Annotated in this window: 22 protein-coding genes; 10 read left to right on the forward strand and 12 right to left on the reverse strand. The window is 73.3% G+C overall.

Annotation, left to right across the window (positions count from 1 at the left end; translation table 11 throughout):
* Positions 1-13: 13 nt before the first annotated feature.
* Genes ABT345_RS01540 through ctaC form a run of 3 tightly spaced genes read right to left on the reverse strand, consistent with a single transcriptional unit; the run spans position 14 to position 3,110 of the window.
* Positions 14-412, reverse strand: coding sequence for a cytochrome c oxidase subunit 4 (locus tag ABT345_RS01540; RefSeq protein WP_345083364.1), 399 nt, complete (start codon positions 410-412; stop codon positions 14-16).
* Positions 409-2,145 carry an aa3-type cytochrome oxidase subunit I gene (ctaD, locus tag ABT345_RS01545; protein ID WP_345083366.1) on the reverse strand — a complete coding sequence of 579 codons (1,737 nt, stop codon included), beginning with the start codon at positions 2,143-2,145 and terminating at the stop codon, positions 409-411. Before ctaD ends, ABT345_RS01540 begins: the two co-directional genes overlap by 4 nt.
* Complete coding sequence (ctaC, locus tag ABT345_RS01550) at positions 2,142-3,110, reverse strand: aa3-type cytochrome oxidase subunit II (RefSeq protein WP_345083368.1); 969 nt, start codon at positions 3,108-3,110, stop codon at positions 2,142-2,144. The genes ctaD and ctaC overlap by 4 nt, the downstream gene beginning before the upstream one ends.
* A 315-nt stretch (positions 3,111-3,425) precedes the next feature.
* Between ctaC and ABT345_RS01555 the strand changes: the two genes are divergently transcribed.
* Positions 3,426-4,817, forward strand: coding sequence for a cysteine desulfurase/sulfurtransferase TusA family protein (locus tag ABT345_RS01555; RefSeq protein ID WP_345083370.1), 1,392 nt, complete (start codon positions 3,426-3,428; stop codon positions 4,815-4,817).
* A gap of 82 nt (positions 4,818-4,899) precedes the next feature.
* Here ABT345_RS01555 and ABT345_RS01560 read toward each other — a convergent pair whose 3' ends face one another.
* On the reverse strand, positions 4,900-5,874 hold the full coding sequence (locus ABT345_RS01560) for a carbohydrate kinase family protein (protein ID WP_345083372.1): 975 nt from the start codon (positions 5,872-5,874) through the stop codon (positions 4,900-4,902).
* A 137-nt stretch (positions 5,875-6,011) separates the two neighbouring features.
* Between ABT345_RS01560 and ABT345_RS01565 the strand changes: the two genes are divergently transcribed.
* Both ABT345_RS01565 and ABT345_RS01570 read left to right on the forward strand, forming a co-directional pair.
* Positions 6,012-6,236, forward strand: coding sequence for a hypothetical protein (locus tag ABT345_RS01565; RefSeq protein ID WP_345083374.1), 225 nt, complete (start codon positions 6,012-6,014; stop codon positions 6,234-6,236).
* Between the two features lie 201 nt (positions 6,237-6,437).
* Complete coding sequence (locus ABT345_RS01570; RefSeq protein WP_345083376.1) at positions 6,438-7,925, forward strand: hypothetical protein; 1,488 nt, start codon at positions 6,438-6,440, stop codon at positions 7,923-7,925.
* A gap of 242 nt (positions 7,926-8,167) precedes the next feature.
* Here ABT345_RS01570 and ABT345_RS01575 read toward each other — a convergent pair whose 3' ends face one another.
* Positions 8,168-8,524 (reverse strand): HesB/IscA family protein, encoded by a 357-nt coding sequence (locus ABT345_RS01575; RefSeq protein WP_345083378.1) that lies wholly within the window; start codon positions 8,522-8,524, stop codon positions 8,168-8,170.
* A gap of 357 nt (positions 8,525-8,881) precedes the next feature.
* On the opposite strand from ABT345_RS01575, the gene nadA reads away from it, so the two are divergent.
* A complete protein-coding gene (gene nadA, locus ABT345_RS01580; RefSeq protein WP_345083380.1) occupies positions 8,882-10,072 on the forward strand; it encodes a quinolinate synthase NadA in 1,191 nt (396 codons plus the stop codon).
* A 90-nt stretch (positions 10,073-10,162) separates the two neighbouring features.
* On the opposite strand, the gene ABT345_RS01585 is transcribed toward nadA, so the two are convergent.
* Entirely contained in the window at positions 10,163-10,324 is a 162-nt protein-coding gene (locus ABT345_RS01585; RefSeq protein WP_345083382.1) for a hypothetical protein, read from the reverse strand.
* 213 nt (positions 10,325-10,537) lie between these two features.
* Between ABT345_RS01585 and ABT345_RS01590 the strand changes: the two genes are divergently transcribed.
* The gene (locus ABT345_RS01590) at positions 10,538-11,425 is read left to right on the forward strand and encodes an MBL fold metallo-hydrolase (protein WP_345083384.1); all 888 of its coding nucleotides are present in this window, start codon (positions 10,538-10,540) and stop codon (positions 11,423-11,425) included.
* Between the two features lie 103 nt (positions 11,426-11,528).
* Here ABT345_RS01590 and ABT345_RS01595 read toward each other — a convergent pair whose 3' ends face one another.
* The 5 genes from ABT345_RS01595 to ABT345_RS01615 form a co-directional block, all read right to left on the reverse strand.
* A complete protein-coding gene (locus tag ABT345_RS01595; protein ID WP_345083386.1) occupies positions 11,529-14,705 on the reverse strand; it encodes an efflux RND transporter permease subunit in 3,177 nt (1,058 codons plus the stop codon).
* Positions 14,706-14,926: 221 nt separating this feature from the next.
* Entirely contained in the window at positions 14,927-15,616 is a 690-nt protein-coding gene (locus ABT345_RS01600) for a response regulator (protein WP_345083388.1), read from the reverse strand.
* Positions 15,613-16,887, reverse strand: coding sequence for a sensor histidine kinase (locus ABT345_RS01605; protein WP_345083390.1), 1,275 nt, complete (start codon positions 16,885-16,887; stop codon positions 15,613-15,615). Before ABT345_RS01605 ends, ABT345_RS01600 begins: the two co-directional genes overlap by 4 nt.
* A gap of 88 nt (positions 16,888-16,975) precedes the next feature.
* Positions 16,976-17,254, reverse strand: a complete 279-nt coding sequence (gene pspAA / locus ABT345_RS01610) for a PspA-associated protein PspAA (RefSeq protein ID WP_345083392.1) — start codon at positions 17,252-17,254, stop codon at positions 16,976-16,978.
* 57 nt (positions 17,255-17,311) lie between these two features.
* Complete coding sequence (locus ABT345_RS01615; RefSeq protein ID WP_345083394.1) at positions 17,312-18,109, reverse strand: PspA/IM30 family protein; 798 nt, start codon at positions 18,107-18,109, stop codon at positions 17,312-17,314.
* Positions 18,110-18,394: 285 nt separating this feature from the next.
* On the opposite strand from ABT345_RS01615, the gene ABT345_RS01620 reads away from it, so the two are divergent.
* The gene (locus ABT345_RS01620; protein WP_345083396.1) at positions 18,395-18,991 is read left to right on the forward strand and encodes a DUF3043 domain-containing protein; all 597 of its coding nucleotides are present in this window, start codon (positions 18,395-18,397) and stop codon (positions 18,989-18,991) included.
* Between the two features lie 158 nt (positions 18,992-19,149).
* On the forward strand, positions 19,150-19,866 hold the full coding sequence (locus tag ABT345_RS01625) for a class I SAM-dependent methyltransferase (RefSeq protein WP_345085049.1): 717 nt from the start codon (positions 19,150-19,152) through the stop codon (positions 19,864-19,866).
* 78 nt (positions 19,867-19,944) lie between these two features.
* On the opposite strand, the gene ABT345_RS01630 is transcribed toward ABT345_RS01625, so the two are convergent.
* Positions 19,945-20,157 carry a hypothetical protein gene (locus ABT345_RS01630; RefSeq protein ID WP_345083398.1) on the reverse strand — a complete coding sequence of 71 codons (213 nt, stop codon included), beginning with the start codon at positions 20,155-20,157 and terminating at the stop codon, positions 19,945-19,947.
* 177 nt (positions 20,158-20,334) lie between these two features.
* Here ABT345_RS01630 and ABT345_RS01635 point away from each other — a divergent pair, with 177 nt between their 5' ends.
* The 3 genes from ABT345_RS01635 (at position 20,335) to cobT (ending at position 23,823) form a co-directional block, all read left to right on the forward strand.
* The gene (locus ABT345_RS01635) at positions 20,335-21,681 is read left to right on the forward strand and encodes a bifunctional adenosylcobinamide kinase/adenosylcobinamide-phosphate guanylyltransferase (RefSeq protein ID WP_345083400.1); all 1,347 of its coding nucleotides are present in this window, start codon (positions 20,335-20,337) and stop codon (positions 21,679-21,681) included.
* 62 nt (positions 21,682-21,743) lie between these two features.
* A complete protein-coding gene (locus ABT345_RS01640; RefSeq protein WP_345083402.1) occupies positions 21,744-22,550 on the forward strand; it encodes a class I SAM-dependent methyltransferase in 807 nt (268 codons plus the stop codon).
* Between the two features lie 226 nt (positions 22,551-22,776).
* Positions 22,777-23,823, forward strand: coding sequence for a nicotinate-nucleotide--dimethylbenzimidazole phosphoribosyltransferase (gene cobT, locus ABT345_RS01645; RefSeq protein ID WP_345083404.1), 1,047 nt, complete (start codon positions 22,777-22,779; stop codon positions 23,821-23,823).
* Positions 23,824-24,057 lie beyond the last annotated feature (234 nt).

Genomic DNA, 24,057 nt, shown 5'->3' on the forward strand with positions numbered 1-24,057 from the left:
ACGAGAGCCGTGGTCACTGCGTGCGGTTCTCGCCGCGGTAGTACTCGAAGACCCAACCGAACAGGCCGACGAAGATGACCGGTGCCGAGAAGTAGATCAGCCACCAGCCGAAGCAGACGCCCAGGAAGGCGAGGGCGCCACCGACGGCCAGCGAGAGCGGCTGCCAGCTGTGCGGGCTGAAGAAGCCCAGTTCGCCCGCGTCGTCCGCGACCTCGGCGTTCTCGTTGTCCTGCGCACCCGCGTCGACCCGCCGGGCCGTGAAGGCCAGGTAGTAGCCGATCATGATGCAGAGGCCGAACGCGAGGAACAGCGCGGTGGTGCCCGCCGGCTCCTTCGACCAGACGCCATAGACGATCGCGATGGCGAGGACGAAGACGGAGAGCCAGATGAACATCTTGCCCTGGATCTTCACTTGCCAGCCTCCTTGCCGCCGGCGAGGGCCTTGTCATCCGCCGGACCGTGGCCGTTCTGGAGGGCGTCCAGCGCGGCGATCTCCGGGTGGTGCAGGTCGAACGCCGGGGATTCGGACCGGATGCGCGGCAGGGTGAGGAAGTTGTGCCGCGGGGGCGGGCAGGACGTCGCCCACTCCAGGGAGCGGCCGTAGCCCCAGGGGTCGTCGACCTCGACCTTCTTGCCGTACTTGGCGGTCTTCCAGACGTTGTAGAAGAACGGCAGGATCGACAGGCCGAGCAGGAAGGAAGCGATCGTCGAGATGGTGTTCAGCGTGGTGAAGCCGTCGGCCGCGAGGTAGTCCGCGTAACGACGCGGCATGCCCTCGACGCCCAGCCAGTGCTGCACGAGGAACGTGCCGTGGAAGCCCACGAACAGCGTCCAGAACGTGATCTTGCCGAGGCGCTCGTCCAGCATCTTGCCGGTGAACTTCGGCCACCAGAAGTGGAATCCGGAGAACATCGCGAAGACGACCGTGCCGAAGATGACGTAGTGGAAGTGCGCCACCACGAAGTACGAGTCGGAGACGTGGAAGTCCATCGGGGGCGACGCCAGGATGACGCCGGTCAGACCGCCGAAGGTGAAGGTGATCAGGAAGCCGATCGCCCAGAGCATCGGGGTTTCGAAGGACAGCGAGCCCTTCCACATCGTGCCGATCCAGTTGAAGAACTTCACACCGGTCGGGACCGCGATGAGGAATGTCATGAAGGAGAAGAACGGCAAGAGCACGCCGCCCGTCACATACATGTGGTGCGCCCAGACCGTCACCGAAAGACCGGCGATGGAAATCGTCGCGGCGATCAGACCGATGTAACCGAACATCGGCTTCCGGGAGAAGACCGGAATGACCTCGGAAATGATGCCGAAGAACGGCAGCGCGATGATGTACACCTCGGGGTGTCCGAAGAACCAGAAGAGGTGCTGCCAGAGCAGTACGCCGCCATTTGCCGCGTCGAATACATGGGCACCGAACTTACGGTCCGCCTCCAGGGCGAACAGCGCGGCGGCCAGGACCGGGAAGGCCAGCAGGACCAGCACACCGGTCAGCAGGACGTTCCAGGTGAAGATCGGCATGCGGAACATCGTCATGCCGGGGGCGCGCATGCAGATGATCGTGGTGATGAAGTTGACCGAACCGAGGATCGTGCCGAAGCCGGAGAAGGCCAGACCCATGATCCACATGTCGGCGCCGACACCGGGCGACCGGACGACGCCGGACAGCGGGGAGTAGGCGAACCAGCCGAAGTCGGCCGCACCCTGCGGGGTGAGGAAGCCGGCCACCGCGATCAGCGAGCCGAAGAGGTACAGCCAGTACGCGAACATGTTCAGCCGCGGGAACGCCACGTCGGGCGCGCCGATCTGCAGCGGCATGATCCAGTTGGCGAATCCGGCGAACAGCGGCGTCGCGAACATCAGCAGCATGATCGTGCCGTGCATCGTGAACGCCTGGTTGAACTGCTCGTTCGACATGATCTGCGTGCCCGGACGGGCCAGCTCGGCGCGCATGAGAAGCGCCATGGCGCCGCCGATGCAGAAGAACGCGAACGAAGTGACCAGGTACATCGTGCCGATCGTCTTGTGGTCGGTGGTGGTGAGCCACTTGACCACGGCGATGCCTGGTTGCTTCTTGCGTACGGGCGGTGCTGCCGGAGCCGAATCGGCGGCGGCACCCTGGGATTCGTTGAGGATGCTCACTTGGTCTTGGTCTCCGCGTTCCTGGCGTGATCCGTCTGGTCCTCGCCTGACGGCAGATAGCCGGTCTGGCCCTTCTTCGCCAGGTCCTTCAGGTGCTCCCGGTACTTCTCGGGGGAGACGACCTTGACGTTGAAGAGCATCCGGGAGTGGTCGACGCCGCAGAGCTCGGCGCACTTGCCCAGGAAGGTGCCCTCCTTGTTGGGGGTCACCTCGAATGCGTTGGTGTGGCCCGGGATGACGTCCATCTTCATCAGGAACGGCACCACCCAGAAGGAGTGGGCGACGTCACGCGAGGTCAGGACGAACTGGACCTTCTCGCCCTTGGGGAGCCAGAGGGTCGGGCCGGGGTTGCCGGTTTCGGGGTCCCGGGTGGCGGGCGTGCCGATGTCGTGAACGCCGTCCGCGCCGGCCGGGAAGCCCTTCTTCAGCCGGTCAGGAATCGCCTTGAGCTGTTCCTGGTCGCTCTTGCTCGCGACGGTGGACTTGTTGCCGTCCACGTCCTCGATGTAGTTGAACGCCCAGCTCCACTGGAAGCCCACCACGTTGATGACGTGCTGGGGCTTCTTGGACGTCTTGAGGAGTTCACTCTCATCGCGCGCGGTGAAGTAGAAGAGCACCGCGATGATGATGAACGGAACGATCGTGTACAACGCCTCGATCGGCATGTTGTACCGGGTCTGTGCGGGGACCTCCACCTTGGTCCGGCTGCGGCGGTGGAAGATCACGCTCCAAATGATCAGACCCCAGACCAGCACGCCCGTTGCGAGGGCGGCGGCCCAGGAGCCTTGCCAAAGAGAGAGGATCCGCGGCGCCTCGTCCGTGACGGGCGTCGGCATACCGAGGCGGGGGAAGTCCTTTGATGTGCAACCAGTCGCGGTCGCCAGGACCAGGCCCGCAGCAAGCACCTGCGGCAGCTTCCGCCGCATCGGGCGCCGCGACGAGCGGTCGGAGCCGTTGGGACTCACGTAGCGCCTTCCCGAGAGTCTCGCCCGCGAGACCGGCTGCGGCCGTCTCGCTGGTCGGTCGCCGGCCCTGGCGCGGGCAGGGGTTTGGATGTTTATGCGGACCAAACCCTACTGGACGCTATTTGAGGGTGCGCGGGGAGGGTGCCCAACGCGGCGCGTCACTCCCCGAAGGGGTGGTTCTCGCAGGTCCGCGGCCTCCGTTCCGCCCCCGAATACCCGCCTTTCCGCGGGATCTGACGCCCCGCCCGGGGCGGGGCGCCGGGCCGCGCGCGGCCGCCCGCCGGACCGCGGCGGCGGTCCTCTACCGTCTCGCACATGCCGTACTTCGACGTCGCCTCCGCCGCCCCGCTGCATCCCGTCGCCCGGGAGGCGCTGCTCGCCTCGCTGGACGAGGGCTGGGCCGATCCGGCCCGGCTGCACCGGGAGGGGCGGCGGGCGCGGATGCTGCTGGACGCCGCGCGGGAGGCGGCGGCGGAGGCGGTGGGGTGCCGGGCCGACGAGCTGGTTTTCACCCCTTCGGGTACGCAGGCGGTGCATTCGGGCATCTCCGGCGTGCTGGCGGGGCGTCGGCGGGCCGGGCGGCGGCTGGTGCGGTCGGCCGTGGAGCACTCCTGTGTCCTGCATGCGGCTCAGGTGCACGCGGCGGACGGCGGGTCGGTGGCGGTGGTGGGGTGCGACCGGTCCGGGCGGGTCGCGGCGGACCGGTTCGCGGCGGAGCTGACGCCGGACACCGCGCTGGCCGCGTTGCAGTCGGCCAACCACGAGGTGGGGACGGTGCAGCCGGTGGCGGAGGTGGCGGAGGCGTGTGCGGCGGCGGGGGTGCCGCTGCTGGTGGACGCGGCGCAGTCGCTGCCGTGGGGGCCGGTGGCGGGTCCGTGGTCGGTGCTGGCGGGCAGTGCGCACAAGTGGGGCGGGCCGCCCGGGGTGGGGCTGCTGGCGGTGCGGAAGGGGACGCGGTTCGCGCCGCGGGGACCGGTGGACGAGCGGGAGGCGGGCCGGGCGCCCGGTTTCGAGAACATCCCGGCGATCGTGGCGGCGGCCGCGTCGCTGCGGGCGGTGCGGGCGGAGGCCGCGGCGGAGGCCGGGCGGCTGCGGGGGCTGGTGGCGCGGCTGCGGGAGCGGGTGGCGGCGGTGGTGCCGGATGTGGAGGTGGTGGGCGATCCGGAGCGGCGGTTGCCGCATCTGGTGACGTTCTCCTGCCTCTACGTGGACGGCGAGGCGCTGCTGCACGGTCTGGACCGGGCCGGGTTCTCGGTGTCGTCCGGCTCGTCGTGCACCTCCAGCACGCTGACGCCGAGCCATGTGCTCAAGGCGATGGGGGTGCTGTCCGAGGGGAACGTCCGGGTGTCGCTGCCGTGCGGGACCGGGGCGGACGAGGTGGAGCGGTTCCTGGAGGTGCTGCCGGGGGCGGTGCGCGAGGTGCGGGCGGCGCTCGGGGCGCCGGGGGCGGTCGCGGCGCCGGCGGGCGGGGAGGCCGGGTCGGTGGTGGTGGACGCGCTGGGCGCGCGGTGTCCGGTGCCGGTGATCGAGCTGGCGAAGGCGGTGGAACGGGTGCCGGTGGGCGCCACCGTGACGGTCCGGTCGGACGACGAGGTGGCGGCGCTGGACATTCCGGCCTGGTGCTGGACGCAGGGTCAGGAGTATCTCGGCGAGCGCCCGCTGGAAGGGGAGCGCGGCGCCGCGTACGTGGTGCGGCGCCGCGTGTAGGCGGACGGGCCGGGCGGCCGCGCCCCGCGCCCTCGGGCGGGGGCGCGGGCCGCGGACGGCCCCGGGGTCTCCCCCGGGCCGGTCAGGCCAGGTGCTGCTGGATGTCGGCGGCGGCCTCGTGGCCGTACGCCTTGGTGAAGCGGTCCATGAAGTGGCTGCGCTGCAGCTCGTACTCCTGGGTGCCGACGGTCTCGATGACGAGGGTGGCGAGCATGCAGCCGACCTGGGCGGCGCGCTCGGCGCCGACGCCCCAGGAGAGGCCGGAGAGGAAGCCGGCGCGGAAGGCGTCGCCGACGCCGGTCGGGTCGGCCTTGGTGGTCTCCTCGGGGGTGGCGACCTCGATGACCGGCTCGCCGGCGCGCTCGATGCGGACGCCGTTGGCGCCGAGGGTGGTGACGCGGGTGCCGACCTTGGCGAGGATCTCCTCGTCGGTCCAGCCGGTCTTGGACTCGATGAGGCCCTTCTCGTACTCGTTGGAGAAGAGGTAGGCGGCGCCCTCCATGAGGGTGCGGATGGCCTCGCCGTCCATGCGGGCGATCTGCTGGGAGAAGTCGGCGCCGAACGGGATCTGGCGGGTGCGGCACTCCTCGGTGTGGCGGATCATCGCCTCGGGGTCGTCCGCGCCGATGACGACGAGGTCGAGGCCGCCGACCCGCTCGGCGACGGTGTGCAGCTCGATCAGGCGGGCCTCGCTCATGGCGCCGGTGTAGAAGGAGCCGATCTGGTTGTGGTCGGCGTCGGTGGTGCAGACGAAGCGGGCGGTGTGCAGCACCTCGGAGATGCGGACCGAACGGGTGTCGACGCCGTGGCGGTCGAGCCAGGCGCGGTACTCCTCGAAGTCGTTGCCCGCGGCGCCGACCAGGATCGGCGTGGCGCCGAGCTGGCCCATGCCGAAGCAGATGTTGGCGGCGACGCCGCCGCGCCGGACGTCGAGCTGGTCGACGAGGAAGGAGAGGGAGACCGTGTGCAGCTGATCGGCGACCAGCTGGTCGGCGAAGCGGCCGGGGAAGGTCATCAGGTGGTCGGTGGCGATGGAGCCGGTGACTGCGATACGCACGGCTGTCTACTCCTGTGGAGGCGTAGGGAGGGGCGGGCGTTGCACCACGCTACCCGGTTCTCCCGACCCCTCCCACCTGCCGAAACTACCGCATAGTAGGGCTTTCCCGACTGACACCGGATGCGTACGGTTCCCGTATGACCAAGCATGTGAACCCCCTCACATCCCCGGCCCGGCGCGCGGGCGCCGCCGAGCCCGAATCGCTGGACCAGCTGCGCGGTGACTGCGCGCGGATGGCGCCGCGCTGGCGGGCGGCGCACCGTACTCCCCCGGCGCCGGACCGCGCCGCCGAGCTGCACGGCGTGCGGGTGCCGCCGGCGTCGGCGGCGCTGGTGGACGGGATGTCGGAGTACGGCGACTGAGAGCGGGTAGGGCCGGGCCCGGACGGCCGGGCGACTTCCCCGGGGCCGGTGGCCGCGGGGCGGTCGCCGGGCGTGCCGGGCCCGGCCGCGTGCCGCCCGGCGCACCGGCTGAGGGGAACCGCCCGTGCGCCCGTGCCGTCCCATGGGTGTCCTCCTCGTGGAGGGCGGCAGGACGGACGGCGGAGCCGAAGGAGCGATGCGGTGAACAGCGAGGACACCACCCCCGAACCGGCGAAGCCCACGCGGTCGCGGCGGAGCCGGGTCGCGGTCGTCTCGGTGGCCGCGGCGGTGCTGCTGGCCGGCGGCGGGGCCGCGTACTGGGCGTCGGCCGCCGGTGACGGCCAGGGGCACGGCAGTGCGGGCGGGCCGCCGCCCCTGGTGCTCGACGGGTATCAGGGCCGTGGGCAGATCGCCGCGGGTGAGCCCAATCCGCAGGGCGCGGCGTACCGCGCGGTGAAGGCGCTGCCGGCCGGGCCCGGTTCCGCGCCGGTGTACCGGCCGCACGGCGGTGTCACGCCGGAGGCGGTGAAGAGGCTGGCGAAGGCGCTGGATGTGGCCGGAAAGGTCCGGTCGGAGGGCACCGCGTGGAAGGTGGGCGGGCCGGCGCGCGACGGCCGGGGCCCGGTGCTCCAGGTCTCCAAGGCCGGTTCGGGCTCCTGGACGTACTCCGCGTACGGCACGCCCGGCGGCACCAACTGCGCGCTGCCCGCCTCCCCCGAGGGCGGGGCGGACGGCGGCGCGTCGGAGCGGCCGGGGTGTCCGTCGTACCGGGGCGGGCCGGACGCCGCGACGCAGGACGACGGCAGCGGCGCGGGCGCGGTCTCGCAGCGGGTGGCGGAGCGGGCGGTGCGGCCGGTGCTGGCGGCGCTGGGCCAGTCCGATGCGCGGCTGGACGCGCACGGGCTGTCCGGTGCGGTGCGGACGGTGCGGGCCGATCCGGTGCTCGGCGGGTTGCCGACGTACGGCTGGCAGAGTGATCTGCAGGTCGGTGCGGACGGTCAGGTGGTCGGCGGCAGCGGGCAGTTGGCGCGGCCGGTGAAGGGTGCGGAGTATCCGGTGCTGAGCGCGGACCGGACGCTGGCGCGGCTCAACTCCCGCGACGGGAGCCACACGCCGGGCGACTGCCGGTCGTCGGATGCGGCGCCGGGGAAGCCGGGCGGGATCGCGCCGTGCGAGCCCGCGCCGACCCGGGCGCAGCGGCCCGCCGAGGTGACCGGCGCGGTCTTCGGGCTGTCGGTGCAGTACGTCTCGGGCGGTCAGGCGCTGGTGCCGTCGTGGCTGTTCACGGTGGTGCAGCCGGGTGCGGGCGAGGGGCCGGACGCGACGGCGACGGTGGCGCATCCGGCGGTGCAGCCGCAGTATCTGACGCATCCCGGCGAGGGTCCCGCGAAGGGGTCCGGTTCGCCGTCCGGGGAGCCGGGGGCGATGGCGCTGGAGTCGTACGCGGTCTCCGATGGCGGCCGGAAGCTGACGCTGCATTTCTGGGGCGGGGTGTGCAGCACGTACACGGTGCGGGCGCACGAGTCGGCGAAGGCGGTGCGGACGGAGATCACCGGCAAGGAGAAGAAGCCGGGTCAGGTCTGCGTGAAGATCGCGAAGGAGTTCAGCCGGACCGTGACGCTGGAGGAGCCGCTGGACGGCCGGAAGGTGATCGACGCCTCGACCGGTGAGCCGGTGCCGGCGCGGTAGAAGGCGCCGGCCCGTCCGGGCCCCGGCCGTGCGGGCCGGCCGGATCTCCCCGTCCGGCCGGTCCGCGCGGCGGGGCCGGGCGGCGTCCCGGGCCGTGGGGCGCGGAGGCGGCGGGCGCGGACCGGCGGCGGCCGGGACGGCGAGTGCGGAGACGGCGGGCGCGGAGGCCGCGAGTGCGAAAACGGCGGAAGGCGGCACCCGTGCGGGGTGCCGCCTTCCGCCGTCTGTCGTCCCGCAGCCGGTCAGCTGAAGGAGTCGCCGCAGGCGCAGGAGCCGGTGGCGTTGGGGTTGTCGATCGTGAAGCCCTGCTTCTCGATGGTGTCGACGAAGTCGATCGAGGCGCCGCCCAGGTACGGGGCGCTCATCCGGTCGGTGACGACCTTGACGCCGTCGAAGTCCTTGACCACGTCGCCGTCGAGCGAGCGCTCGTCGAAGAAGAGCTGGTAGCGCAGACCGGAGCAACCACCGGGCTGCACGGCGACCCGCAGCGCGAGGTCGTCACGGCCCTCCTGCTCCAGCAGGGCCTTCACCTTCGACGCGGCCGCGTCGGACAGGATGATGCCGTCACTGACGGCGGCCTTCTCGTCCTGAACGCTCATCTACATCTCTCCCGGGTTGTACGGACCGCTTGTCAACGGATGCAACCAACTGCAACCGGCGTCGTCCCGGATTAATTCCGGCTGCGCGCGTGGTGGGTCGGGCCCTTCCGGACCGTCCCGGCCGGGCTCCGCTGACCTTCTCTCCTCATGCTCGCACATCTGAGCACGGGGCCGCTGTGGCGCCCGGGGAACGGCGGGTACGGATGCGTCACATCGACACTATGGCCATCGTCAAAGTGACGTGAAGCGGATATGATAGATAACGTCAAATAGACGAAAAGGGTCCCGGCGGTATCTCCGCCGAGGCCCCCGGTGCGGCCCCGCCGCGCCCACCGAGGAGAAGAGAGGGTGCGTGTCGTGACCACCGCCCAGCCCCTGGACGTAACGCCGAGCCCGCTGGCGCTGCTGCTGCTCGGCCGCGAGGCCGACCCGAAGAGCGAGCGCGGCGTGGAGTGTCCCGGCGACCTGCCGGCCCCGTCCGACCCGGATCTGGTCGCACGCGCCCGCGCGGCCAAGGCGGCGCTCGGGGACAAGGTGTTCGTGCTCGGCCACCACTACCAGCGCGACGAGGTGATCGAGTTCGCCGATGTCACCGGTGACTCCTTCAAGCTCGCGCGGGACGCCGCCGCCCGGCCGGACGCCGAGTACATCGTCTTCTGCGGTGTGCACTTCATGGCGGAGTCCGCCGACATCCTCACCGGCGACGACCAGCAGGTGATCCTGCCGGACCTGGCCGCCGGCTGCTCGATGGCCGACATGGCCACCGCCGAGCAGGTCGCCGAGTGCTGGGACGTGCTGACCGAGGCGGGCGTGGCCGAGCGGACCGTGCCCGTGTCGTACATGAACTCCTCGGCCGACATCAAGGCGTTCACGGGGAAGCACGGCGGGACGATCTGCACCTCCTCCAACGCGAAGCGGGCGCTGGAGTGGGCGTTCGCGCAGGGGGAGCCCTCGTCCACCAAGGTGCTCTTCCTCCCGGACCAGCACCTGGGCCGCAACACCGCCGTCCGCGATCTGGGGATGTCCCTGGACGACTGCGTGGTCTACAACCCGCACAAGCCGAACGGCGGCTTGAGCGCCGAGGAGCTGCGGGCCGCGAAGATGATCCTGTGGCGCGGCCACTGCTCGGTGCACGGACGGTTCTCGCTGGAGTCGGTGAACGACGTCCGGGCCCGCATACCGGGCGTGAACGTGCTGGTCCACCCCGAGTGCAGGCACGAGGTGGTGGCCGCCGCGGACCAGGTGGGGTCGACGGAGTACATCATCAAGGCGCTGGAGGCGGCGCCGGCCGGTTCGAAGTGGGCGATCGGCACCGAGCTGAACCTCGTCCGCCGCCTCGCGAACCGTTTCGCGCCCGAGGGCAAGGAGATCGTCTTCCTCGACCGGACGGTGTGCTTCTGCTCGACGATGAACCGCATCGACCTGCCGCACCTCGTCTGGGCGCTGGAGTCGCTGGCCGCCGGGAAGACCGTCAACCGCATCCAGGTCGACGAGGAGACCGAGCACTTCGCCAAGCTGGCGCTGGAGCGGATGCTGGCGCTGCCGTAGCCGGGGGCGCGGACGTGCCGGGCCTCGCGGACTTCCGCCGCGGGGCCCGTCGGCGTTCCGGGCCGCGCCGTCCCGGGAAGGCCGGGCGGCTCAGGAGAAGACGAAGGCCAGCACGGCCAGGACGAGCAGCAGCGCCCAGGGCTCCCAGCGGGCGAGGAGGCGCAGGGTGTCGAGGCCCGGCAGGCTCCCGCCGGAGCCGCGCGACGCGCCGGAGCTGCTCTCGGAGGTGTCGTGGTGGGTGTCGTCGCTCATCGCGCCATCGTAGCCACGGCCCGGCGGCGGCCTTCCGCACGCGGGCGGACGATCGTGGATGACGTGCGCATGACCAGAACGTCGTGCGGGTGAGAGAGCCTGTGGCCGGCAGGGGCAAGGGCCTGTCCCCCTTCCTCTTTTCCCCTGCGGTGCGCAAGGCTCGTGGCCCGGGTAGGTCAGGGGCCGACGGGGCACCGGGGCGAGGAGGCGGACGTGGACGGTACGGCGGGCGGCGGGGACTGGTATGTGGACGACCGGTGCACCAATTGCGATGTGGCCCGGCAGCTGGCGCCGGAGCTGATCGAGGAGATCGGCCTGCGGTCCGAGGTGGTCCGGCAGCCGCGCGACGCGGCGGAGGAACGGCAGATGGACGCGGTGGCGTTCGCCTGTCCGACGCGGTCGGTGCGGCGGCGCGGCGAACGGGTGGCGGCGGAGCGGGACCCGTTCCCGCTCCGGCTCGACGACGCGGTCAGCCTGTGCGGGCACAACTCACCGCACACCGCGGGGGCCAACGCGTATCTGCTGCGGCGGCCGGGCGGCACGCAGCTGATGATCGACACGCCGCGGTTCGCCGAGGCGCTGGCCGCCCGGTTCGAGGCGGCCGGGCCGGTGACCGATGTGCTGCTCACCCACCGGGACCACGCGGCCCACGGCCGCCGCTACGCCGACCGGTTCGGGGCCCGGCTCTGGATCCACGAGGGCGATCTGGACGCGTCGCCCGACGCGGACCAGGTGCTGCGCGGCACCGAGCCGGTGACGGTCGCCGACGGGGTGGTCGCCCATCCGCTGCCCGGCCACACCCGGGGCAGCGTGCTCTACGTCGCGGACGAGCGGTACTGCTTCAGCGGCGACAGCTTCTTCTGGTCGCGGACGACCGGGGACCTGGAGATCGCGGAGAGCGTCACCTGGTACTCCGTCACGGAGCTGGCCGCGTCGCTGGCCCGGACCGCGGACCGGCTGCGCTTCTCCTGGCTGCTGCCCGGGCACGGCGACCGCAGGCAGCTGCCGGAGGCGGAGATGGCCCGGCGGGTGCGGGAGCTGACCGACCGGGCACAGGAGATGCGGCCGCGTCCGGTGGACTTCACGGCGCTGCGGTGGTGAGCCCTCTGTTTCCCGAACGCCGCAGCCCCCGCGACCGTCGTATCCGGTCGCGGGGGCTGTGTCATGGCGTCACGGGTGACATGTCACCCCGTACGGAGGTCCGTCAGACCCCCGCCGGCTGCGGCGTCCGGTCCTCCGCGTCCGGGGCCGCGGCCCCGTTCCCGTCCTTGCGGGCCCGCCTGTCCGCCTTCTTCCGCGCCCGGCGCTCCTTGCGGAGTTCGATGATCGCGTAGAGCGTCGGGACGAGGAGGAGGGTGAGCAGGGTGGAGGTGATCAGGCCGCCGATCACGACCACCGCGAGCGGCTGGGAGATGAAGCCGCCGTCGCCGGTGAGCGAGAGCGCCATCGGCAGCAGCGCCATGATCGTGGCGAGCGCGGTCATCAGGATCGGGCGGAGCCGGTGGCGGCCGCCCTCGATGACCGCCTCGACGACGCCGTAGCCCTGTGCCCGGTACTGGTTGATCAGGTCGATCAGCACGATCGCGTTGGTGACGACGATGCCGATGAGCATCAGCATGCCGATCATCGCCGGGACGCCCATCGGGGTGCCGGTGATCACCAGGAGGCCGAGCGCGCCGGTGGCGGCGAACGGGATCGAGATCAGCAGGATCAGCGGCTGGACGATCGAGCGGAACGTCCCCACCAGCAGCAGGAAGACGATCGCGATGGCCGCCAGCATGGCCAGGCCCAGCTTGCCGAACGCGTCGGACTGGTCCTGCGTGACGCCGCCGACGGTCGCGGTGGCGCCGGCCGGCAGCTTCAGCCCGTCGATCTCGCTCTGCAGCTTCGCGGAGACCGCGCCGGTGTTGTCGCCGGTGGGCTTGGCCGTGACGGTCGCCGAGCGGGCGCCGTCGATCCGGGTCATCTGCACCGGACCGGCCACGGTCTTGACGGTGGCGAGGTCGCCGAGGCGGGCCGGGCCGGACGGGGTCGGCAGCGGCAGGTTCCTCAGCTCGGCCTCGGTGGTCGCCGGGTGGGCCGACTTGATGACCACGTCGCGCTCGGTGTCGTCGAGCACGGCCTTGCCGCTGGGCGTGCCGCTCACGGCCTGGGCGACGGCCTGGCCGAGGGTGGCCTGGGTGTAGCCGGCCGCGGCGGCCTTGTCCTTGGGCGTCACGGAGATCCGCGGGACGGACTGCGAGAGGTCGCTGCGGACATCGGTGACGTCGTCCAGGCCCGCGACGGCCTTGCGGACCTGCTCGCTCGCCTTCGCCAGGACGTCGGCGTCACCGGCCTTGACGACCACGCTGAGGTCCTGGTTGCCGAAGCCGCCGCCGCCCGCGCTGACGGAGGTGGTGCCGGCGGACCGGCCGAGCTTCGCCAGATCGGCGCGGAGGTCCTCGGTGACCCGGTCGGAGTCGGCCGCGTCCTTCAGTTTGACCTGGTAGATGGCCTGGTTTGCGCCGGAGCCGCCACCGAAGGCCGCCATCATCCCGGAGGAGCCGACGGTGACCTGGTAGTCCGCCACGCGCTCGTCGGCGGCGAGGATCTTCTCGATCCGCTTGGCCTGGGCGTCGGTCGCGCCGAGGCCGGCGCCCGGCTTCAGCTCCTGCTTGATGCTCAGGGTGTCCTGCTGGCCCTGGTCGAAGAAGGTGGTCTTCAGCAGCGGGGCCATGCCGAAGGTGGCGAGCAGGACCGCCACGGCGATGAGCACGCTGACCGCGCGGCGGCGGGTGGCGAACCGCAGCACCGGCACGTACATCCGCTGCAGCGCGCTCCGCGCCTCCTTCTCCTCGGCCTCGCGGCGCAGCTGCTCGACGTCGGTGCCCGCGGGGAGTTCGGGGGCGCGCAGGAACCAGTACGACAGGACCGGCACCACGGTCAGCGAGACCAGCAGCGAGGCGAGCAGGGCGACGGTGACGGTGAGCGAGAAGGAGCCGAAGAGGGCGCCGACCATGCCGCCGACGATGCCGATCGGGAGGAAGACCGCGACGGTGGTGAGGGTGGAGGAGGTGATCGCGCCGGAGACCTCCTTGACCGCGTCGATGATCGCGTCGCGGCGCTCCTCGCCGTAGCCCAGGTGCCGCTTGATGTTCTCCAGGACGACGATCGAGTCGTCGACGACCCGGCCGATCGCGATGGTCAGACCGCCCAGGGTGAGCATGTTCAAGGAGAGGTCGCCGGTCCACAGCACGATCAGGGTGAGGACCACGGAGAGCGGGATGGAGACCGCGGTGACCAGCGTCGAGCGCAGGCTGAGCAGGAAGACCAGGATCACGATCACGGCCATGACCAGGCCGAGCAGTCCCTCGGTGGTCAGCGACTCGATCGACTTGGAGACCTGCGGGCCCTGGTCGGAGACGATGGTGACGCGCGCGCCTGTGCCCAGGTCCTCGCGGATGGTGTCGAGCTTGTCCTTGACCGCGTCGGAGATGGCGACGGCGGAGCCGTCCTGGCTCATCGTCACGGTGACGGAGAGGCTGGGCTTTCCGTCGGTGCGGGTGATCGAGGTCGGGGTGGCCGACGTCTCCGCGACGGTGGCGATGTCACCGAGGCGGACCGGCTTGCCGCCCTGGCCGCCGCCCGCCGCACCGGCCGCCGGGGCAACCATCAGGTCCTTGATCTGCCGCACGTCGGTGAAGCCGGTGCCGACCTGCACGGTCTTGCTGCGGCCGTCCTCGGCGAAGGCACCGGCGGGCACCGAGGCGCCGCCGGCCTGGAGCGCCTGGCCGATCGCTGCGCCGTTGACGCCCGCGGCGGCCGCCTTCCGCTCGTCGGGCGTGACGGCCACGATCCGGTCCTGGACGCCGCCGATGTTGACCTGGCCGACGCCGTCGATGTTCTTCAGGTCCGGGACGACCGTACGGGTCAGCTGGTCGGCGAGGGTCTGCTGGTCCTTCTTTGTGGAGGAGACGGCGAGGACGACGGTGGGCAGGTCGTCGGTGCCGCCGGCGACCACCTGCGGGTCCACGTCCTTGGGCAGCTGTGCCCGGGCCCGGTTGACGGCCTGCTGGACGTCGGCGACGAGGGTCTTGGAGTCGTTGCCGTAGTCGAACGACGCCATGATCACGCCGGCGCCCTCGCTCGACGTCGAGGTGACGCTCTTGATGCCGTTGACCGCCTGGATGCCATTCTCCAGCGGCTCGACGACCTGCTTTTCGACGACATCGGGCGAGGCGCCCTGGTACGGCGCGACCACGGAGACCATCGGCAGGTCGATGGAGGGCAGAAGCTGCTGTTTGAGCTGCGGGATCGCGATGACGCCGAAGGCGACCGCGACGATGGATATCAGCGCTATCAGGCCGCGTTGCACGAGGCTGATGCGGGACAGCCAGGACATGGGTGAGGGTCCTTCTTCTGTTCTGGGGGGCGGCGTTACGGATCGGATGACGGCCGCGGCAGCCGCGGTCGGCGGGCTGCCGCTCCCGGCCGTCCGGGCGTCGGGAGCACACAGGAAGCGGCCCGGATACACCTTCGGTCACCCGGCTGCCGGTTTTCCTCGCTCCCAGGTCGGTTTCGGCAGGCGGGGCGTACCGCGATCGGAGTACGGCCCCGGCGCGCTCACTGCACCCGTGGGCGTACGAGTCCGGTTTCGTACGCGGTGACCACCAACTGGGCCCGGTCGCGGGCACCGAGCTTGGCCATCGCGCGGTTGACGTGCGTCTTCACCGTCAGCGGGCTGACCTCCAGCCGGGCGCCGATCTCGTCGTTGGACAGGCCGCCGGCGACGAGCACCAGGACCTCCCGCTCGCGGCCGGTGAGGGTGGCGAGCCGCCGTGCGTCGTCGGAGCGGTCGGCGTGGGGGGCGGGGCCGTCCTCCCCCTGGGCGAGGAACTTCGCGATCAGGCCCTTGGTCGCGGCCGGGGAGAGCAGCGCCTCGCCGGCCGCGGCGACGCGGATCGCGGCGATCAGCTCGTCCGGCTCGGCGCCCTTGCCGAGGAAGCCGCCGGCCCCGGCGCGCAGCGCCTGGACGACGTAGTCGTCGACCTCGAAGGTCGTGAGGATCACCACACGGACGCCGGAGAGCTGCGGGTCCTCGCTGATCAGGCGGGTCGCGGCGAGCCCGTCGGTGCCGGGCATCCGGATGTCCATCAAGACCACGTCGGGCCCGGTGGTGCGGGTCAGCTCGTACGCCTGGGCGCCGTCGGACGCCTCGCCGACGACCTCCATGTCCGGTTCCGAGTCGACCAGCACCCGGAACGCGCTGCGCAGCAGCGCCTGGTCGTCGGCGAGCAGCACCTTGATCGTCACAGCGGGGTCCCTTCCGTACGGGCGGGGTGCAGGGGAAGGGTGGCACGGACCTGGAAGCCGCCCGCGGGCCGGGTCCCGGTGACGACGGTGCCGCCCAGCGCCTGGACCCGCTCGCGCATGCCGATCAGCCCGTGGCCGCCGCCCGGCGCCGCGTCGTCGGCCGCGCTCCGGCCGCGCGGCACCGGGGGCCGCCCGGCGCCGTCGTCCAGCACCGTGACGGTCAGCGCGGTCTCGGTGCGGACGATGCGGACCGTCGCCCGGGCGCCGTCGCCCGCGTGCTTGCGGACGTTGGTCAGCGCCTCCTGGACGACGCGGTAGACGGTGAGGTCGGCGGAGGCGGGCAGTCCCTGGGCGGACGGCGGTGCCTGGAGATCGACGGGGAGCCCGGCGCGGACGAAGCCGTCGATCAGCTGGTCGAGGACGCCGAGGCCGGGCGCGGGCTCGGTGGGGGCGGTCGGATCGTCGGACTGGCGCAGCAGCCCGACGGTGGCCCGTAGCTCACCGAGCGCCGAGCGGGACGCCTCCCGCACGTGTGCCAGGGCCTGTTTCGCCTGGTCGGGCCGGGTGTCCATGACGTGTGAGGCGACGCCGGCCTGGACGTTGACGAGCGCGATGTGATGGGCGACGACGTCGTGCAGCTCCCGGGCGATGCGCATCCGCTCCTCGGCGACGCGGCGGCCGGCCTCCTCCTCGCGGGTGCGTTCGGCGCGTTCGGCGCGTTCATGGATGGCGTCGATGTAGGCGCGGCGGCTGCGGACCGCGTCGCCGGTCGCGGCGGCCATGCCCATCCAGGCGATGATCGCGAGGTTCTCCTGCGAGTACCAGGGGCCGGGCCCGCAGAGCATGGCGGCGGCGGTCAGCGCGACGCCGGTCAGCGCGCCGACCCGCCAGGTGGTGGGGCGGTCGGTGCTGGCGGCGAGGGTGAAGAGCGCGAGGATCGCGGCGCCGGCGACCGGGGCGCGGGAGTGGCCCGTCTCGGTGACCAGCTCGACGAGGGTGAGCGCGGAGGTGATCGCGAGGACGGTGTGCGGGGCGCGGCGGCGCGCCACCAGCGCGGCGCAGGCCAGGACGGCGAGGACGACGGTGGCGGGGGCCGGCGGGTGGAGGACGAGGCGCGGGCCGTGCGGACCGTGCCGGTCGGCGACCGCACCGAAGAGGATCGCGGCGAGGGCGCAGACCGCGACGGCGGCGTCGAACGCCAGGGGGTGCGTCCGGTGCCACCGGAAGCGGCCGGGGCGCGGGGCTTCCCGGCCGGTGTCGGGAGGAGTCACGAGAGCAAACGGTAGCGCCCCGGTCCCATGAGGGGCCGGGGCGCCGTCCGTCTGCGCTGGAGTGGGCGCCCGGGGGCGCCGACCGGTGTCAGCCGGGGATGAGCCCGTCGTCGCTGAGCATCTCGCGGACCTCGGCGAGCGTGGCGTCGGCCGAGGGCAGGATCAGCTCGGACGGTTCGAGGGCGTCGTCGGGCAGCGGGGTGCCCATGCGGCGCACGGCGTCGAGCAGGGCGCCCAGGGTCCGGCGGAAGCCCTCCTCGTCACCGCTCTCCATCTCGGCGAGCAGCTCGTCGTCCAGCTTGTTCAGCTCGATGAAGTGGGCGTCGTCCAGCTTTACCTGGCCCTCCCCCATGATCCGTACGATCACGACGGTCTCCCTCGTCTGCGGTCCGGCGATCCCTGTGAGGCTATCCGCCGGGGCGGGTCACTGCTTGTCGAAACGCGGCTGGTCCCTGGGGGCCGAGGGCTGCGCCTGACCGCCCTGGCCGCCTTCGATGGCCTGCTGCCCGGCGGAGGAGCCGCCGGCCAGTTCGGCCTTCATCCGCTGCAGCTCCAGCTCGACGTCGCTGCCGCCGGAGAGGCGGTCCAGCTCGGCCGTGATGTCGTCCTTGGCCATGCCGGTCGGGTCGTCGAGGGCACCGGAGGCGAGCAGCTCGTCGATGGCACCGGCGCGCGCCTGCATCTGCGCGGTCTTGTCCTCGGCGCGCTCGATGGCGAGGCCGACGTCGCCCATCTCCTCGGAGATGCCGGAGAAGGCCTCGCCGATCTGGGTCTGCGCCTGGGCGGCGGTGTACGTCGCCTTGATCGTCTCCTTCTTGGTGCGGAAGGCGTCGACCTTGGCCTGCAGCCGCTGGGCGGCGAGCGTCAGCTTCTCCTCCTCGCCCTGGAGGTTCTGGTGCTGCGTCTGCAGGTCGGTGACCTGCTGCTGCACCGCGCTGCGGCGCGAGAGCGCCTCGCGGGCGAGGTCCTCGCGGCCGAGCGCGAGGGCCTTGCGGCCCTGGTCCTCCAGCTTGGCGGACTGGCCCTGGAGCTGGTTGAGCTGCAGCTCCAGGCGCTTGCGGGAGGTCGCCACGTCGGCGACGCCGCGGCGCACCTTCTGGAGCAGCTCCAGCTGCTTCTGGTACGAGTAGTCGAGGGTCTCGCGCGGGTCCTCGGCCCGGTCCAGGGCCTTGTTGGCCTTCGCGCGGAAGATCATCCCCATCCGCTTCATGACACCGCTCATGGGCCTCGCGCGCCCCCTTCTGACCGAATTACCTCGGGCTTGGACTCCAGCACACCTACAGACCCCACAGTACGGGCCCTGGTTCCATTACCGCACTGTTCGGGGCCGGATGTGCTCCTCCTCCAGGACGAGGATTTCTCCGGCGCAGGGTGGAGGCGGCGTCACGGGGCGTCGTCACCGCGTCCGCTTGGTCCCGTTACGGCGGGTGTGGCCGGTCCGTACCGTTGCCGGATCGTGCCCCTCGTACCGCCGGTCCTCGCCGCCGACCCCGTACCCTTGGGTGTTGTGTTCCGAAGCCGTTCGAAGGATGAGCAGGCCGCGACCGCCAAGGTGACCGCGGACCAGCCCCAGCAGCCCCGCGACCCGCAGGCCCCCAAGGGCCGCCCGACGCCGAAGCGCAGCGACGCGCAGGCGCAGCGCCGTACGCGCGCGCACACGCCGGCCAACCGCAAGGAGGCGGCGAAGGCGCAGCGTGAGGCGCGCCGCGCCGACATGGCCAAGCAGCGCGAGGCCATGGCCAACGGCGATGAGCGTTATCTGCCCGTGCGCGACAAGGGTCCGGTGCGTCGTTTCGCCCGTGACTACGTCGACTCGCGCTGGTGTGTCGCCGAATTCTTCCTGCCGATGGCCGTGATCATCCTGGTGCTCACCATGATCCGGGTGCCGCAGATCCAGAACGTCGCGCTGCTGCTCTGGCTCGTGATCATCGTGCTGATCGTGCTGGACTCCGCCGGCATCTGGTTCCGCATGGGCAAGCAGCTCAAGGAGCGCTTCCCGAACGAGAGCCACCGGGGCGTCAAGGCGTACGCGGTGATGCGCACGCTCCAGATGCGCCGGCTGCGGCTGCCGAAGCCGCAGGTCAAGCGCGGAGAGCGGCCCTGACCGCGACCGACGCCGCCCCGGTGGCCGCTCCCGGGGGGCCGGTCGTGGTGCCCGTTCCCGAGGCGCCCGCCGTGAGCGTGCCCGCCCAGCCGGCCGGGCCCGTGGAGCCCGTCGAGCCGCCTGCGCCCGTCGTGCGGCCGTCCGTGCGGCAGGAGCTGCTGGGACGGCAGATCGAGGAGCAGATCGCCGGGCGGTTCCCCGTCGGGCAGCGGCTGCGGGTGCTGGACGCCGGTACGGGTGACGGGGTGCAGGCCCTGCGGCTGGCGCGCGCCGGGCATCACGTCACGGCGCTGGAGCAGGACCCGGGCGCCCTGGAGGGCGTGCGGGCCTCGCTCGCGGCGGAGCCGGACGGGATCCGGGAGCGGGTGCGGCTGGTCGAGGGCGACGGCCGCGACACCGGTGCGCATTTCCTGCCGGGCTCGTTCGACGTGGTCCTCTGCCACGGGCTGCTGAGCGGCGCGCGGGACCCGGACGCGCATCTGGCGGGCCTCGCGCGGGTGCTGGCCCCCGGTGGCCTGCTCTCCCTCGTCGTCCGCAACACCGGCGCCGCGGCGATGCGGCCCGGGCTCGCCGGCGACTGGCACGGCGTGCTCGCCGCGTTCGAGGCGCCGGAGGGCGAGCGGGGCGCGCGGTCCGGTCTGGACGCGCTGACCGCGTCGCTGGCCGGGATCGGCGCGCCGCTCCAGGAGTGGTACGGCGTCGGCGTCTTCACGGACGCCTCGGACGGCGCGGCGCCGCAGGTGCCCGCCCAGGGCGGCGCGGACACCGCGCGGCGGCGGGAGCTGCTGCTGAGCGCCGAGGAGCGGGCCGGGCGCACCGATCCGTACCGTACGGTCGCCGGGCTGCTGCATCTGTGCGGCGTACGGGGCGGCTGACGTCCCGGCTGTGACAACGCGAGGCCCGCGGCCCCCGGTGCAGGGGGGCGCGGGCCTCGTCGTGTCCCAAGGGGCCGGTCAGTCGTCGTCGGCGTGGAGGCTCATCGGGCCCGCGTAGATCTCGGTGCCGTCCTCGAAGAGGCGGACCTGGTCGACGCCGCCGTCGCGCAGCGCCCGCCACTCCTCGCCGATCCAGGATTCGGCGTCACCCTGGGTCGTGAATTCCTCCGGCTGCACCGACGGCACCTTCTCCGCACCGTCCGCCGTCTCGAACCGCCACGTCCACGCCATGTCCGCCTCCTGGGTCCCTGGGCGCGGCGGCGGGTGCCGGGGCCCCGTCCGCCGTGCCGTGATGTGCTGCCGGGCGTGTTGCCCTGCTGGTCGTACGTGGTGCCGGTCAGCAGCCTATCGGCCGTGTCGAGAGGTCCCCGGCGCGCTGTGCGGCCGGGCCCGGGGGAAAATCGCCGGGTGGAACTGACACTGCTCGGCACCGGAGCCCCCCAGGGACTGCCGCGCCCCGGCTGCCCGTGCGCGGCCTGCGCCACCGCCGTCGGCGACGAGGCGCGGGCGGCGACCTCGCTGCTGATCGACGGCGCGCTGCTCATCGACCTCACCCCCGGCCCGGCGTTCGCCGCCGCCCGCGCGGGGCAGTCGCTGGCGGGTGTGCGGCAGGTGCTGCTGTCGCATCCGCACGACGGTCCGGCGATGGAGGTCCCGGCGGGCCTGCCGCAGCCGGGGCGGGTCGCGGACGGGCGGGAGCTGGCGCTGCTGGACGGGCACCGGGTGCGGGCCATCGCGGTGGACATCCCCGGGACCGGCTACGAGATCGGCGGCGGGGGCGGCGAGCGGCTGCTGTACCTGCCGCCGGGCGCCGCGCCCGCGGGTCCGGTGAACGGTGCGGCGGCGGGCGGCGGTTACGAGGCGATGGGCGGCACCGGCCCGTACGACCTGGTGCTGCTGGACGTCCTCGGGCGGCCGGACGCGCTGGCGCGGCTGCGGTCGAGCGGCGCGGTGGACGCGGCGACCGATGTGATCGCCGTCCACCTGGACCACACGGTGCCGCCGGGCCCGGAGCTGCACCGCAGGCTGGCGGCGGCGGGCGCGCGGGCGGTGCCGGACGGGACGACGCTGGTGGCCGGGGAGTTCCCGGTGGGGGCGCCGCCGGAGCTGCCGCGGCGGACGCTGGTGCTGGGCGGCGCGCGCAGCGGCAAGTCGGCGGAGGCCGAGCGGCGGCTGGCGAGCTTCCCGGACGTGCTGTACGTGGCGACCGGCGGCACCCGGGAGGGCGACGCGGAGTGGGCGCACCGGGTGGCGCTGCACCGCGAGCGGCGGCCTCCGGGGTGGCGTACCGCCGAGACCTGTGACCTGGTGCCGCTGCTGACCGGTGAGGAGCGGGACGCGGCGGGCGGGCCGCTGCTCGGACCGGCGCGGGAGCCGGGCGCCGGGCGGCGCGCGGGGCCGGGCGGCGACGATGCGGCCGACCGGGTCTTCGATGCGTCGCCGCTGCTCATCGACTGTCTGGCGCTGTGGCTGACGCATGCCATGGACGAGGTCGGGGCGTGGGACGACGCGGCGTGGGAGGCCGGGGGGCGGCGGGCGCTGCGGGAGCGGACGGACGCGCTGGTGGCGGCCGTCCGGGCGACGCGCAGGCAGGTGGTGGCGGTCAGCAACGAGGTCGGGTCCGGGGTGGTGCCGGCGACCCCGGCCGGGCGGCGGTTCCGGGACGAACTGGGGCGGCTGAACGCGGCGTTCGGCGCCGAGTGCGAGCAGGTGCTGCTGGTCGTCGCCGGGCAGCCGCTTGCGCTGCGTGGATGACGCGGGGCCGGCGGGGCACGTGTCCGCTTGCCCGGCGGCCCGGCGGCGGGTGCTCTTGAACGGTGAGCGAATCCGAGCTGACGGAGCTGACCGGGCCGACCGCGCGGACGGGGCCGGACTCCCCCGTGCCCGTCGGCGCCTGCCACCGGGGCGTGCCGCACGGCCGTCCCCGTACCGCGGTGCGGGCGCCGCGGGACCTGGGGGCGGTCGATCCGCCCGGGGTGCGGGCGTCCGGGCGGCGCGGCCGGTGCGTGGACGCGGCGGTGCGGGCGTATGTGGCGCGGCACCCGCAGGCGACGGTGGTGGCGCTCGGTGAGGGGCTCGGCACCGGCTACTGGCGGCTGGACAACGGGCAGTTGTCCTGGCTGTCGGTGCTGTCGCCGGAGACCGCGGCGGTGCGGCGGATGCTGCTGCCGGACGGGGCGCGGCGCCGCACGGTGGTGCGGGAGGCGCACGGTTGCGGCTGGCTGGACGCGGTGGGCGAGCCGTCCCGCGGGGTGATCGTGACGGCGCCGGGGCTGCTGATGCGGCAGCCGGCCGGGGAGGTGCGGGCGCTGCTGGCGGCGTGCGCGGAGCGGCTGCCCGGCGGGGCGCTGGTCTTCGACGCGCTGCCGCGGCGGGCGGCGGCGGTGGCCCGCGGCTGCCCGGCGCTGACCGCCGGGCCGCTGCCGGGCGCGGTGCGCTGGTGCCTGGAGCGCGGTCAGCTGGCGGCGCTCGCCGCACTGCACCCGGCCATCGCCTCGGTACGGGAACTGCCGCTGCCGGGCGGCCGGTTGGCGCTGCCGGGGGCGGCGGGCGGGTACGGGCAGCGCTTCCCGGTGCTGCGCTCGTGGGCGCCGGTGGTGTGCGAGGTGCGGTTCGCACGGTAGGGGCGGGCGGGGAGACGGCGGGCCGCCCGGGGTGCGGCGGGTGCGGGCGTCCCGGTCCGGGGCCCGGGGCGCGGGGTGCGGTGCGTGCCGGCCGCAGGAGGCCGGGCCGAGGGCGCGGCACCGCTGCTGCCTGCGGTGGGGCGGGGCGGCGGGCGGTGCCGCTCCGGTGGCACGGGGTGCGCTCCGGGCGCGTCGGCGGGGCGCGGTTGCCGGTAATCTGCGCCGAATGAGCGCCCTGAATCTCGATGACTTCGCCCACCTGATCGAGCGCCCCGACGGCGGCGCGCGCCGTGACGCCGAGGAGCGGCGGGCGCGGCTCGCCCTGCCGCCCGGGGCGCTGGGCCGCCTGGACGAGCTGGGCGAGTGGCTGGCCGCCACCCAGCGGCAGGTGCCGGTGCGGCCGCTGGAGCGCGCCCGGGTGCTGCTCTTCGCCGGTGACCACGGGGTGGCCCGGCTGAACGTCTCCGGGCGCCCGGCGGGGGGAACGAAGGACCTCGTCCGGGCCGCGCTGGAGGGCAGCAGCCCGGCGGCGGTGCTGGCCCGCGGCGCCGGGGCGGGGCTGCGGGTGATCGACATGGCGGTGGACTGCGATGCCGAGGAGCTGCCCGCCGAGGTCACCCGGCACCGGGTGCGGCGCGGTTCGGGGCGGATCGACATCGAGGACGCGCTGAGCGCCGAGGAGGCCGAGGCGGCCTTCCGGGCCGGGATGGCGGTCGCCGACGAGGAGGCCGACGCCGGGACGGACCTGGTGGTGCTGGGCGATCTGAGCGTCGGCGGCACGACCGCGGCCTCGACGCTGATCGCCGCGCTCTGCGGGACCGACGCGTCGGTGGTGACCGGCCGCGGCGGCGCCGGGATCGACGACCTGGCGTGGATGCGCAAGTGCGCGGCGATCCGCGATGCGCTGCGCCGGGCCCGTCCGGTCCTCGGCGACCAACTGGCGCTGCTGGCCACCACCGGGGGCGCCGATCTGGCGGCGATCACCGGTTTCCTGCTGCAGAGCGCGGTGCGCCGGACGCCGGTGATCCTGGACGGCGTGGTGTCGGCGGCGTGTGCGCTGGTGGCGCAGCGGGTGGCGTTCCGCGCCCCGGACTGGTGGCTGGCCGGACAGCTCAGCGGCGAACCGGCGCAGGCCAAGGCGCTGGACCGGATCGCGCTCAACCCGCTGCTCGACCACGGCGTCACAGCCGGCGAGGGAACGGGCGCCCTGCTGGCGTTGCCGCTGGTCCGGGCGGCCGCCGATCTGGCGGCGCAGCTGCCGGTCCGCGACTGACCGCGGCCGGCGGGCCCCGGCGCGCCGTCCGCCCCGAGCCGATTCGTCCGTCCGCGCCCCGGTGAAATGCCGCAGGTCGCCGGCCGGCCGGGCCATGCTCGGGGCAGCGTGCGCCGAGGGGGTGTCTCGTCGATCTTCGGGGATCGGGTCACGGCCCCACGAAGATCGACAAGACACCCCCGAGGGCCGCGCGGCGGCCTTCCGGACGGGAGAGGCGGTGGCGGCGCGCCGCGC

It is taken from the genome of Streptomyces sp. NPDC000404, assembly GCF_040300365.1.
GTDB lineage: Bacteria > Actinomycetota > Actinomycetes > Streptomycetales > Streptomycetaceae > Streptomyces > Streptomyces ramulosus.

Bases quoted from the DNA above. Each gene is read 5' to 3' on its own strand.
- ABT345_RS01555 (WP_345083370.1), top strand. From the start codon at position 3,426: ATGCCGTACTTCGACGTCGCCTCCGCCGCCCCGCTGCATCCCGTCGCC.
- ABT345_RS01565 (WP_345083374.1), top strand. From the start codon at position 6,012: ATGACCAAGCATGTGAACCCCCTCACATCCCCGGCCCGGCGCGCGGGC.
- ABT345_RS01575 (WP_345083378.1), bottom strand. From the start codon at position 8,524: ATGAGCGTTCAGGACGAGAAGGCCGCCGTCAGTGACGGCATCATCCTG.
- ABT345_RS01585 (WP_345083382.1), bottom strand. From the start codon at position 10,324: ATGAGCGACGACACCCACCACGACACCTCCGAGAGCAGCTCCGGCGCG.
- ABT345_RS01595 (WP_345083386.1), bottom strand. From the start codon at position 14,705: ATGTCCTGGCTGTCCCGCATCAGCCTCGTGCAACGCGGCCTGATAGCG.
- ABT345_RS01615 (WP_345083394.1), bottom strand. From the start codon at position 18,109: ATGAGCGGTGTCATGAAGCGGATGGGGATGATCTTCCGCGCGAAGGCC.
- ABT345_RS01630 (WP_345083398.1), bottom strand. From the start codon at position 20,157: ATGGCGTGGACGTGGCGGTTCGAGACGGCGGACGGTGCGGAGAAGGTG.
- cobT (WP_345083404.1), top strand. From the start codon at position 22,777: ATGAGCGCCCTGAATCTCGATGACTTCGCCCACCTGATCGAGCGCCCC.